The 12079-nt window shown below is 39.5% G+C and carries 10 protein-coding genes; 2 read left to right on the top strand and 8 right to left on the bottom strand.

What is annotated here, in order from left to right; all coding sequences use genetic code 11:
* Window positions 1-413 precede the first annotated feature (413 nt).
* The gene (locus ACZYRN_RS04765; protein ID WP_488910354.1) at window positions 414-1940 is read left to right on the top strand and encodes a glycine betaine uptake BCCT transporter; all 1527 of its coding nucleotides are present in this window, start codon (window positions 414-416) and stop codon (window positions 1938-1940) included.
* 450 nt (window positions 1941-2390) lie between these two features.
* Here ACZYRN_RS04765 and ACZYRN_RS04760 read toward each other — a convergent pair whose 3' ends face one another.
* The 5 genes from ACZYRN_RS04760 to ACZYRN_RS04740 all read right to left on the bottom strand — a co-directional run bounded on the left by ACZYRN_RS04760 (window position 2391) and on the right by ACZYRN_RS04740 (window position 6354).
* Window positions 2391-3044, bottom strand: coding sequence for a TetR family transcriptional regulator (locus ACZYRN_RS04760; protein WP_488910353.1), 654 nt, complete (start codon window positions 3042-3044; stop codon window positions 2391-2393).
* A 782-nt stretch (window positions 3045-3826) separates the two neighbouring features.
* Window positions 3827-4108, bottom strand: a complete 282-nt coding sequence (locus tag ACZYRN_RS04755; RefSeq protein ID WP_488910352.1) for an IDEAL domain-containing protein — start codon at window positions 4106-4108, stop codon at window positions 3827-3829.
* Window positions 4109-4257: 149 nt separating this feature from the next.
* The gene (locus ACZYRN_RS04750; protein ID WP_488910351.1) at window positions 4258-4674 is read right to left on the bottom strand and encodes a Rok-like winged helix domain-containing protein; all 417 of its coding nucleotides are present in this window, start codon (window positions 4672-4674) and stop codon (window positions 4258-4260) included.
* A gap of 31 nt (window positions 4675-4705) precedes the next feature.
* Complete coding sequence (locus tag ACZYRN_RS04745) at window positions 4706-4912, bottom strand: DUF6501 family protein (RefSeq protein ID WP_488910350.1); 207 nt, start codon at window positions 4910-4912, stop codon at window positions 4706-4708.
* Between the two features lie 2 nt (window positions 4913-4914).
* Entirely contained in the window at window positions 4915-6354 is a 1440-nt protein-coding gene (locus ACZYRN_RS04740) for an NAD(P)H-hydrate dehydratase (RefSeq protein WP_488910349.1), read from the bottom strand.
* 191 nt (window positions 6355-6545) lie between these two features.
* Between ACZYRN_RS04740 and ACZYRN_RS04735 the strand changes: the two genes are divergently transcribed.
* Window positions 6546-6683 (top strand): sporulation histidine kinase inhibitor Sda, encoded by a 138-nt coding sequence (locus tag ACZYRN_RS04735; protein WP_488910348.1) that lies wholly within the window; start codon window positions 6546-6548, stop codon window positions 6681-6683.
* 481 nt (window positions 6684-7164) lie between these two features.
* On the opposite strand, the gene odhB is transcribed toward ACZYRN_RS04735, so the two are convergent.
* The 3 genes from odhB to ACZYRN_RS04720 all read right to left on the bottom strand — a co-directional run bounded on the left by odhB (window position 7165) and on the right by ACZYRN_RS04720 (window position 11996).
* Window positions 7165-8403, bottom strand: coding sequence for a 2-oxoglutarate dehydrogenase complex dihydrolipoyllysine-residue succinyltransferase (odhB, locus tag ACZYRN_RS04730; protein WP_488910347.1), 1239 nt, complete (start codon window positions 8401-8403; stop codon window positions 7165-7167).
* Between the two features lie 91 nt (window positions 8404-8494).
* Window positions 8495-11317, bottom strand: a complete 2823-nt coding sequence (locus ACZYRN_RS04725; RefSeq protein WP_488910346.1) for a 2-oxoglutarate dehydrogenase E1 component — start codon at window positions 11315-11317, stop codon at window positions 8495-8497.
* A gap of 454 nt (window positions 11318-11771) precedes the next feature.
* Entirely contained in the window at window positions 11772-11996 is a 225-nt protein-coding gene (locus tag ACZYRN_RS04720) for a hypothetical protein (protein WP_488910345.1), read from the bottom strand.
* Window positions 11997-12079 lie beyond the last annotated feature (83 nt).

Here is a 12079-nt window from a genome sequence, read left to right as displayed (position 1 = left end):
AAGAGACTGTTAGTTCTTTTTGATTAATAGTTAGAGCTGCCTTTTTAAAAAGAGTTTCTTTTAAATTCATCAACCTCCTTTCGTAATCATGATTATTTTATAATTAAGATAATAGCAAGCTTGGACAATATTGTAAACACATTTTTTATAATTTTTTAAATATTTTAAATATTGTTTACATTGTAATCGTAATCATGTTATAGTCATGATTATTGTTTGGTAAAAAAATCAAGAAAGGAGTATTGTAAGCGTTTACTAAATGAATAGGAGGAATAAAAGTGAAAAAAATACTGTTTTTATTACTTCATTAGATGAAAGCAAAAACCTTTTGAGAGAGAAGTAACAGGTTATTAGATTCCGGTATGACAAATGAGCAAAAGTTCAATTTCGGCAATAGAAAAGGGGGAGATTTTTTGAATACCAACAGTATTTATAAAAATAGCGTTTTTTATGTTTCTATTCTGATAACCGGTGTTTTTATTATTTGGGGAATCTTTTTTACTGAGAACCTCACAAAGGTCACCACTGCTTTTTTCAACGGAACGATTAATCACTTTGGATGGGTTTATCTCAGTTCTGCCCTATTCTTTGTGCTATTTGCTTTTTATCTATTATTCTCTAAATATGGTCATATCAGGCTTGGAAAGGAATCAGACAGACCGGAATTTAAGACGGGTTCCTGGCTGGCGATGTTATTTGGTGCCGGAATGGGGATAGGAATTGTATATTATGCTGTTGCGGAGCCTGTACTTCATTACACGAGTCCGCCTATCGGAAAAGGGTATACCGATACTGCAGCTGCTGAAGCAATGAAGTATACATTTTTCCATTGGGGCTTACAACCCTGGGGTATTTACGCAGTTATCGGTTTAGCATTTGCGTTTTTTCAATTTAACAGAGGCCTGCCTGCATCAGTCAGTTCCGTTTTTTATCCTATTTTGAAGGATAAAATTTATGGTCCCATCGGAAAAACGATCGATATCCTTGCTGTTGTTGCCACTGTATTTGGTATAGCGACATCTTTGGGTTTAGGTACAATGCAAATTACAGCTGGACTTAACCACTTATTTAACGTGCCGGATACTCTAACAATTCAAATCATCGTTATAGCTGTGGCAACCGTTCTTTTTTTAATCTCTATAACTACAGGATTAAAGCGTGGTATTAAATATTTATCAAATACCGCCATAATCCTATCGTTTACAATGATGGCATTGATCATGATAGTCGGTCCTACATCTTCCATTTTTAAAGTACTGTTCGATACGACGGGCAGCTATTTTAATGATTGGCTTGACATGAGTTTAAGTCTGCAACCATTCGGTGAAGGAGAGTGGATTAACGGCTGGACCTTGTTCTACTGGGCTTGGTGGATCGCATGGGCACCATTTGTGGGAATGTTTATTGCCCGGATTTCAAAAGGAAGAACAATAAGCCAGTTTATAACTGGGGTACTCATTGTACCGGCACTTGGTACATTTGTTTGGCTTTCCGTCTTTGGCGGATCGGCTCTTCATATCATTCATAACTTAGGAAACCCTGAGTTAGCCACCCAAATTGCTTCTAATCTTTCATTGTCAATCTTTAGTTTTTTTGATTACCTTCCATTAAATTCACTGTTAAGTATCTTAGGTTTTACAGTCGTGGTAGTTTATTATATTACAGTAGCAGATACAGCCACTTATGTACTGGGCATGCTTTGTGAAGGAGGAAAATTAAATCCTTCCAATAAAATTAAAATTACATGGGGCGTTATTCAGTCATTGGTTGCCGTGGTACTCCTATTAGCTGGTGGCCTAGAGGTACTCCAAAAGGTCTCTATTGCTGCTGCATTCCCATTCGCTATTGTTATGCTTCTAATGTGTTGGTCCTTGATAAGGGAACTAAGAAATGAAGTTGATATAAACAAGAAAAGTGTAAAAGAAGAAAAAGCCAGTTAACGTATGGGAAATGTCAGCGCAATTGGGAATAAAATGGACACATAAAGGTTCTAAGATGAGTGTCAGGACAGTTGCAGTTAGATACCAAAAACGGCGGGTACCCGCCGTTTTTGGTGCGCCCTAGCATGGGCGCAGTCTATAAAGTGCAAGTCCCGAAACGTGAAGGCAGTAGTAGCAATTACTTAACGCAAAGTTATCCATGGTGACACGATATATAATGGAAGCAAGGGGAGGATCCCTCAGTTCTTCGATAAAGTTAACCATGATAATAAGAGTAAACCTCGCTGAATTTCAACGAGGTTTTTATATGCTTAACATAAAAATTTGTTGAATTAACACCTGGACTTCAACATATTTCATTAGATTTGTTTGTTTTTTCAGAAAATTAAATCCCTCACAATCTATCTAGAGAACGTGGAGATCGCTCTACCTCTCACATCAAATGATCTTTTAAAGCGTGGTATTACGAATATGATTGATCGTTGCTTCTGTTGCTTCATCGACTGTATAGGCAGTTCTTTTATTAATGAGCATCGTAAGCATACCTTGCCAAATTAAATAGTGACATTCTGCGATTCGTTCAACATGTGCTTCTTGAATATACCCTTCTTTAATGCACTCCTTCAAGGCGATAACCGTTCTCTTTGATAAATTAGCTTCTAAAAGCATCTCCTTTACACCATCTGGAAATTCCATCAAATCAGTTGGCGAGTATTCATAATACGGCGTCATGTTGATCGGATGAGTACCTAAATTAGCTGAAAATACAGCATAGTAGATTTTGGGCGATTCAAAAGAGTATTTACAAAAGCATTCCCAAATCAAAAAATACCTTTCCAAAGGGTTTTTTGATTTCTCAATGTATTTTGGTAAAGCATCCGTATATTTTTTTACAAAGCTCATAGAAGCAAAGAATATGAGATGGGATAAGTCTTCAAAGTAGTTATAAATGGTTGCACTGTTATACCCAGCTAAATCAGCGATCTTCCTTATCGTAACTTTATCAACCCCTTCTTTTTCAATAATATCAGCAGTTGCGTTAATAAAGTAAGACATCATGCGAGCAGTTTGCTTTTCCTTGTTTTTTTCTGTTTGTTTTTTCAATCTTTAACACCTCGAAATCACCATAATTAATTTTGATTGTTACATAAAATGATATAGTGTGCAGTCTATAATCATGAATTGTTCTGGGACGATTACCGCTAATGTCCATTTACCTTGTAATGATCTCTGATGCTGCTTTTTAATAGTCAATTTGTATCCTTTTTGATTTGGCACACCCGTAATGCATTAGACAATAATAAGCGTACATCTAAGTTAATATTCATTAAACCTTTCCTCTTTATCAAAACAAAAAACCTTCACCTATTCTTTGTAAGTCTCAATAGCGATTTCTTAATCGGCTATTGAGACTTACTCTAAACGAGGGAAAGTGTTTAGTTTGTGCTGTTAATTTGCATTATGTATGGCATCCCAAGAGAGATTCGAACCCCCGACTGCATAAAAACAAAACATGTCCATACATATACAAGCATTTGTCTATATCACTGTTCATTTCGTTAGCTAAGGGAGCTGTCACTTTCCGAACTTATTATTAACTTACTTCTATTATAACAGATAAGTTGAGGCCATATAAACTTGATTCAAATAAAACCGGGGAGAATCAACTAATGACCAAAAAAGAAAGACGAACATTTTCGAAAGAGTTTAAAGAACAAATTGTTCAAGGCAAGAAGAGTTAATTAGACTTCGCAAAGAAAATCAAAGGCTCTTACTGAAAAAGGGCATGATTTTTCAAAATCGTCGCCCTTTTTAACCTTTATTTTATTTTCGTATCTTAAATAGAGGCTAAATGAATCTCTACTGGAATGATTTGATGTTCCCCTTCATTCCGCGCATTCCTTCGCTTTTCCAATTTGCACGGTGAGCTCTCGGAACCATTCTCGATCTCTCAGTTCGAGTGCCATATCCATTAATTCCATTAGTTCATCCGACTGGAGCTGTTCGTCCAATTTCTCAAGATTTTGAGTACTCGAATTCGAGGTAACGAAGTGCCCATTTCGTATATAAGTAACAACAGATGCGTGGTGCGTTGATGCAACGATAAAACCTCGTGTCTGGTTCTTTTTATTAAAAACCCAATCTCCTGTATTGTAAATGACAATCACCCCTTTCTAAGGGTATTATGCCTTATCTAACCATTTTCATTCACAACTCCTATTTTATGAATTCCATGTATACTCTATTGTTGTCCTCACAACACAAAAAAGCCCTTTCTTATCCTGAAAAGGCTTTAAATATTGCTTTTAAAAATCATTTACATCTCATATTCGTACATATACAGTCCGCGGCCAAGCTTTCGGACACGTTCATTTTCACGTTCAAGGCTATTCATAAATGTCGTCATATTCGCAATTTTTTTGCCTGTCCGCTCTTCTACAAAACGCTGTAATTCAATGCCGCGGATAGGTGTGTTTTGCTCCTTCAGCACGACGACTGCTGTTTCACGCAGTTCAGTTAAACTTTCACTGCGCCGGCCGCGCCGAACTTTTGGCGGCAGCCCGATTGTGGTAATAGACGCGACTGATCGATTATCCGATTTATCCACATTGTCAAGCTCCTGTAAACGGGAAAAAATAATTTCCCTCTCTTTTTTAAACTCCTGTATCACCCGAACTTCCGCATCGGCCAACTGATCAAGTCTAATTTTTAATGCAATTCGTTCATCAAACACTTTTTTCTCCCCCTACAAATCGATCGTTTGCTTAGTTTACATCTTGAAAATAACCTTTATAAAACCCCGATACATGGCCTTTATTATCAACAACAAAATAAAATTCATCTGTTTCATTTTTCACATCGTACACATTGCCTTCTGTCAATACATTTTCAACCATGTACTTTTCTGCTTTTGTATGCACGCATGTTACCTGTTTAATCGTTTCTTTTTCATGCCATTTTGTATGTATCATTTTCATATCTCCTTTAAAATTTCATTTGCAGCTTCTGCGACTAATGGCGAAATATATGATGGCCGCATCATCTGTGCCGGATAGATTTCCTTCCACTTATCTGCACTAAGGCCATGAAGATAAACCGCGTCAGCTACTGATTCTTTTATATTTTGGTTCCGGAGTACCAATGCGAGAATAAGACCTGTCAGCACATCCCCACTGCCGCCTTTGGACAGACCGTCGTTGCCTGTCACATTCACATAGCCACTGCCGTCTGCAAAAGCCGTCACGGTATACTCCCCTTTTAACACGACCGTGACATTGTGTTCAACGGCATAAGCAGAAGCGGCATCTATACGCGTACGCTGAATATAAGCGGTTTCTTTGCCTGTCATCCTAGCAAACTCTCCCGGATGCGGTGTAACGATGACCGGACATTTTTTCTTCACGTAAGAGCGTGGATACAAAGCACCCGCATCAAGAATCACTGGCTTGCTTTGTGCTAAAAGTTCTTCGATTAATCTTTCCAGCTTATCATCAGACGGCCGGCCGCAACCTGCTGCAATGGCATCAAATGAATGGTCTATTTCAATGTGCGGACTCAATCGATACATTGCTTCCGGCACATGGGACGCAATAATTGGAATAGCTTCTTTTTCTGTCTGTACGGTCAATTTTCCAGCACCACATGCGACTGCGCCGGATGCAGCGAGCGCTGCACTGCCTGGCATATCTTTCGTACCTGCAATGAGCAGACCGTGTCCAAACGTGCCTTTATGAGCATTCTGGCCGTTATATGTGAGCGATTTCACCACTTCCTGCCGGCATCTCACCTTCCAGCTCGAGGTATGCGGCAAACCGATCTCGACTATTTCCGTATCACCATATAAAGATGCTGCCGGAAACAAAAAGCAGGATGGTTTATATCCGTGCAGTGAATACGTCCGATCCGCTTTAAACGCAAACTTGTCACACTCACCATCATCTGCTGCTGCACCGGTTGGTATATCAATCGCAACTTTCATCGCTTTCTGTTTATTCATCCAATCTGTCACACATTGAATGCTTTCCCGAAGCGGAAGCTTCGTTCCGACACCGAGTAAGCAGTCAATAAGTATGGAACCTGATTGATCAGGCAATTGTGTCGATACTGAAAAACCAAGTGACGAATAATAGTCAAAGTGTTCTTTTGCTGCATTGGATACCGGAAGTCCTGTTGGAAAGGAAAGGGTGCACGGCACACCAGCTATTTGAAGATAACGGGCAAGCACAATGCCATCCCCTCCGTTGTTACCTTTACCTGCAACAATAGTGAAGCGATGGTTATGTATATTGAAATGCTGTTTTATAGCGTTAAAGAGGCCAAGTCCTGAAAGCTCCATCAACGTAAAAGACGTCATTCCTTTTTCTTCTGCACATCTGTCAGCCTTTTTTATTTCACTGCTCTTATAAATATACAACAAATAGCCCTCCTTTTTCATGATTTTATTACAAATTTCTTTAAAAAAACATTATAAATTGGGAATATTTTATCTTTTTTACTCAATTTTTGTTTAACGTTTGCATTTAAATTGATTACTAGTATAATAATCAGAAATAAAGATATATATATATCTTTATTTTAACACCACTCAGAGGAGGTCATAAACGAATGAAGATTATGAGCAATGAACTGTTAGTGGCTGCTTATCGGGATGCATTGAACAATGGAGAAGAGAAGGAATGGGTCAATGCGTTAAAAAATGAAGTAAGGAAACGCGGATTAACACCTAAAAATGAAAAAGAATAGGTAACTGGTTGTTTAGTTTCCCTTGGATACGAGATTGTTATACTAATGACTATCGTTTTTAGCTTTTTGCTGTATGGCTGTCGTCATGTTTCTCAACTCGTGGAGATAGAACGTTTCACACTTTACAAGACATAAAATGATGCAATAAGGCATTACCAGGGAGGCGTGTTCCTTTATGGGACATACTTCATGGTAATGCCTTTTTTACGGATGGCGTCTTGAATAGGCCTTCAACATGTAAGCCAAACCTTGATCGATCACTCTGAAATAACCTTGGGGACAAAGTGATTTGAGAGATACCTCCTGACTGGCTACCTCATCCCCACCCTTCATTTTCACTTCTGACGGGCAGCTTCTTGTGCCCATAATAAAAACACCTTCCTGTTGATTAAGGGATTCAATACCCATTGTTCAACGGAAAGGTGTTTTTATTTGTTTCACTCTATAGGGCAAGTCCCACTAACAGATGTGAGATTTTTTATTATCCTTCTAGAAGAAGATCTTCAGGATTTTCAATTAAATCTTTTACCATTTTCAAAAAGCTGACTGCTTCTTTTCCATCAATGATACGGTGATCATAAGAGAGAGCCACGTACATCATTGGACGAATTTCAATAGAATCACCAATCGCAACGGGGCGCTTTTGAATCGTATGCATACCGAGAATACCGACCTGTGAACCATTCAAAATAGGCGTTGATAAAAGAGAGCCGAAAACACCGCCATTTGTGATCGTAAATGTACCGCCTTGCAAATCAGCAAGCGCCAGTTTATTATCACGTGCTTTTAAAGCCATCTCCATAATAGATCCTTCAATTTCAGAGAAGTTTTTGCGGTCACAATCACGGACAACCGGTACGACAAGACCATCATCTGTTGATACGGCAATACCGATATCATAGAACTTTTTCAACAAAACTTCATTGCCATCGATTTCAGCGTTAACGTAAGGATATTTTTTCAATCCAGCGACAACCGCTTTTGTGAAGAAGGACATAAAACCTAGACGCACATCATGATCATCAAAGAATTTATCTTTTTTACGTTTACGAAGATCCATAATATTTGTCATGTCAATTTCATTAAATGTTGTCAGCATCGCAGCTGTTTGTTGTACTTCAACCAGGCGTTTAGCAATCGTTTGACGGCGGCGGCTCATACGCTCACGCTCAACCGGTTTCCCATCATCCTGTTTTTTTGCAGGAGACGCTGCTACAGGGGCTTGTTGTGGAGCTGCCGCTGGAGAAGAAGGTACAGATTGATGTGTTTCTACATCCTGAACACGGACGCGTCCTAGCGGATCAGCTGCTTTAACTGCAGATAAATCAATCCCTTTTTCACGTGCTAATTTACGTGCCGCCGGTGAAGCAACTGTCCGGTTGTTTGGATCTTCCTGAGCCGGTTCCAGCTTTACTTCTTTCTCTTCTGCTTTCGGCGCTGCTGGTGGTGTGGAAGGAACTTCTTGAGTTTGCGCAGAACTAGCTGCGCCCGCTTCTACAATAGCAATAACTTGACCCACTTTCACGGTCTCGCCTTCTGCCGCCTGTAGTTCTTTGACAGTTCCCGCTTCTTCTGAAATCACTTCCACGTTTACTTTATCCGTTTCGAGTTCAACAATGTATTCGCCTTTTTCGACATAATCACCCGGTTGTTTTAACCATTGTGCTATTGTACCTTCTGTAATTGATTCTGCCAGTTCGGGAACTCTAATTTCTGCCACGTTAAAATCCTCCTTGTAGTCATTCATAATCATTTTCTTATTATGTACTAACTGCAGCCGGGGCTCACCCTCCGACCGCAGTATACTGTTTTTACTTGTCTTTCGTCATGGCAGCACGCAACAGACGTGCTTGTTCTTTTTTATGGACAATTGCATCCCCTTCAGAAGGGCTTGAACGACGACGGCGGCCCACATAGCGAACAGATGTACCATCAGAAGCTATATCACGAAGTCTTGGATCCATGTAGGTCCAGGCTCCCATATTTTGTGGTTCTTCCTGGAGCCAGATCATTTCTTTCACATTTGGAAACCGTTCTAAAATTTTGGCAATTTCTTCTTTCGGGAATGGATACAATTCCTCTATCCGCAACACATGAAGCCAATCTAGATTATCTTCTGTCTTGTCAATTTGCTCGGCAAGGTCAATTGACACTTTTCCGCTGCAAAGAACGAGACGTTCGACTTTTTTAGGATTACTGCCCGTTCTCGGTTCTTCTACAATAAGTTTAAATACACCATCAGAGAATTCTGATGCTTTCGATGCCGCAAGCGGATGACGCAGCAAACTTTTCGGTGTCATGAGAACGAGTGGACGCACTTCTTCTTTTTGCAGAATAGAAGCTTGGCGGCGCAAAATATGGAAATATTGCGCGGTTGATGATAAGTTCGCCACCGTCCAGTTATTCTCTCCGGCTAACTGCAAGAAACGCTCCATCCGAGCACTTGAATGCTCCGGTCCTTGGCCTTCATAGCCATGAGGCAGAAGCATAACAAGGCCTGACTTTTGGCCCCATTTTGCTCGGCCAGATGCAACGAACTGGTCAAACATCACTTGTGCCATATTGGCAAAGTCACCAAACTGTGCTTCCCAAAGAACAAGCGTTTCCGGAGAGAATACATTATAGCCATACTCAAAACCGACGACAGCAGTTTCTGTAAGCGGTGAGTTAATGACATCAAATGACGCATTCGTATTGCTTAACCCATGAAGCGGTATATATTCTGCACCGGTATTTTCATCATGCAGTACAAGGTTTCTATGCGCAAATGTGCCGCGCTGCGAGTCCTGACCAGTCAGTCTGATTGGGTTACCTTCTTTTAATATTGAAGCAAACGCGAGTGTTTCAGCATGGCCCCAATCAATTTGACCGTCTTCTTCAAATAGGTGTTCACGGCGTTTCAAAATACGCTCAAGTTTTTTAAATGGCTTAAATCCTTCCGGCCACGTTAAAAGTTCCTGATTAATGATTTTTAAGTCCTCTTCACTGACGCCTGTTTTGTTACAAGGAAGATCCTGTTCAACGACTTTTGGTGGATTCATTACAATGTCTGGGTTGTCATCTGTTTTTGGAACAGTTTCAAACAAGTCTTTTAGCTTTTGTTCATTGTCACTGTACAGTTTTTCTGCGTATCCTGTGTCAATGACACCACGATCGACAAGTTTATTCGCATACAATTCACGGACAGTTTTATGATTACGTATTATCTGGTACATTTTTGGATTCGTCGTCATCGGTTCATCTGTTTCGTTATGACCGAAGCGGCGGTAACCGATTAAATCAATCACAAAATCTTTACCGAAGCGTGAGCGATAATTAACTGCCATAAAAGCAGCTGCCACACATGCTTCTGGATCATCTGCATTCACATGAACGATTGGTACTTCGAAGCCTTTTGCTACGTCCGATGCATAACGCGTAGATCGGGAATCATACGTTTCAGTCGTAAACCCAATCATGTTATTTGAAATAATGTGAATGGATCCACCTGTTTTATAGCCAGTAATCTGGCTCATGTTAAATGTTTCACCGACAATTCCCTGACCTGGGAAGGCAGCGTCACCATGGATAATAATCGACATTGCTTTTGAAACATCTAGATCCGGTTTTCCTTTACTTGTCCGAACTTCCTGCGCCGCTCTTGTATATCCGGCTACAATGGGACTGACAACTTCGAGATGACTCGGGTTATTGGCAAGTGTAATGCGCGCTGTTGATGTATCTTTTTCTTTATAGCTGCGGTCCGCACCAAGATGATATTTTACATCCCCTGTCCAGCCGTAATAATTCATTTTCATTGAACCAAGAGGCAGCATTTTTTTATTCGGTGCGTGTGCGAATTCAGCGAAAATCATTTCGTATGGTTTACCTAGAATGTGGGCGAGAACGTTTAGACGTCCACGATGGGCCATACCAATGTTAATCGCTTGTGTTCCTTTGACAGCAGAGTGATGAACGAGTTCATCGAGGAGTAGAACCATCGCATCTAATCCCTCGATTGAAAAGCGTTTTTGACCAACAAATGTTTTATGAAGGAATTTTTCAAATCCTTCTACTTCCGTCAATCGCTTCAAAAGCGCTTTTTTATGATCATCTGAAAATGTTGGATAATAATCGGTTGATTCAATTTGCTGACGAAGCCACTGTTTTTCTTCAAGATCATGTACATGCGCAAATTCAAAAGCTACCTTATCTGTGTATACTTTCTTCAAGTGCATAATTGCCTCATATCCATCTTGTATATGGGGTGGGGCACCTTTACAAATATAGTGAACTGGAATAGCACGCAGATCCGCTTCTGTTAACTCATATGTTTCAAGATCAATTCGACGCGTATCTTTACGATCGCCAGAAAGCGGATTAATATCCGCTGCAAGGTGTCCATGAATACGAATACCGTCAGCCAGCTTTATGGCTCCATACAGCTTATCAAGATCACCTGATGAGGTTGCTGCGGATGGCGATGCACTGCCAGCAAGAGAAGCAGGTGCACCCCACTTATCAAACAACTTTCTCAATTCTTGATCCACTGCGTCAGGATCAGTCAAGTAATGTTCGTACACTTCCATTACATATCCAAGGTTAGGTCCGGAAAAATCTTTCCATGGACTACCCTGGCCATTCTGCATGTTCATTCTGAAAAACCTCCAACTGTTTCGCCCATTTGATTTTCTTTTACTTTGTTTTTTATACATTCGTCGTAAAAATATGTACATGTAAATTCTAAAACGCTTACACCATCAGTCTAACATGGAGAAACATCTTAAGAAAGAAAAAGGCCTTTTAATTAAGTAAATCATCCTACAACATAGCTACTGCCTTTTTCATGTATCATCTTACTACTGTTTTTTATAAAAACCAATGCTTTTTTGTAAATTTCTTTAATAAACTTTTATCTTTTTTAAAAACGCTTAAAATCCCGTTATTACGCGGTTTTTCGCCTTCAAATAGATAGAATTATGGTTATAGAATGCATCCTTTCTATTAGTAAAGTGTTATGTAAAGCAACAGTTGGAATCTTTTTATTTTTTAGATTTTTTCAAAAAAAGCACCCTTTTAAAGGATGCTTACATGTAATCATACTGGTTATTACATTTTTTGATCACAAACTTCAGCTAACTCAACCGCTGCCTCTTCAACCGAATATTTACTGCTTAGATGCCACGGTATAGATTGTTTAGACGTTTGTTCTGTTGCAGATACGTAAATTTTCCTATTTACCTCTGCCACTTTAATTTCCCAGTAATAGATTACTGTCTTCATTCCTTCTTGTACTTCCACTGGACGTAAAAATGTTTCAATTTCCCCGTACATATTATTCCTCCTTCTTTTATTCTTTTCTTCTATAACATTATCTTTTTCATAAAGCCAAAAGTAAACGTGTAATTTTTGGCTAT

Source organism: Domibacillus sp. F004 (assembly GCF_057814295.1).
Note: the sequence above shows the minus strand (reverse complement) of the source record. Positions and strands in the feature narration are given on the sequence as shown.

Bases quoted from the DNA above. Each gene is read 5' to 3' on its own strand.
- ACZYRN_RS04745 (WP_488910350.1), bottom strand. From the start codon at position 4,912: ATGATACATACAAAATGGCATGAAAAAGAAACGATTAAACAGGTAACA.
- ACZYRN_RS04735 (WP_488910348.1), top strand. From the start codon at position 6,546: ATGAAGATTATGAGCAATGAACTGTTAGTGGCTGCTTATCGGGATGCA.
- ACZYRN_RS04725 (WP_488910346.1), bottom strand. From the start codon at position 11,317: ATGAACATGCAGAATGGCCAGGGTAGTCCATGGAAAGATTTTTCCGGA.
- ACZYRN_RS04720 (WP_488910345.1), bottom strand. From the start codon at position 11,996: ATGTACGGGGAAATTGAAACATTTTTACGTCCAGTGGAAGTACAAGAA.